This is a genomic window from Devosia alba (assembly GCF_039938915.1).
Lineage (GTDB): Bacteria > Pseudomonadota > Alphaproteobacteria > Rhizobiales > Devosiaceae > Devosia > Devosia alba.
Window position 1 is genome coordinate 1 of the sequence record NZ_JBDUUI010000103.1, and the last position, 260, is coordinate 260.

The 260-nt window shown below is 64.6% G+C and carries 1 pseudogene; it reads left to right on the forward strand.

The window, feature by feature from the left end:
- Positions 1–260, forward strand: a pseudogene (locus tag ABFY71_RS18940) (NAD(P)/FAD-dependent oxidoreductase); the annotation flags it as partial.

The window sequence follows — 260 nt, forward strand, 5'->3', positions numbered from 1 at the left end:
TGACCCATGTCTGGAAGCCCCTGCTGCACGAAGTCGCCTCCGGCTCCCTGGACGCCAACGCCAACGAAATCAATTACCGCGCCCATGCTCGCAAGCACCACTACGAATTCCAGCTGGGGCGGATGAGCGGGCTGGACCGGCAAGCCCGGGAAATCGTCATTGCCGCGTTCCGCGACGACGACGGCGCCGAGGTGGTACCCGAACGCCGGATCAGCTATGACACCCTCGTCCTGGCCGTGGGCAGCACCGCCAATGACTTC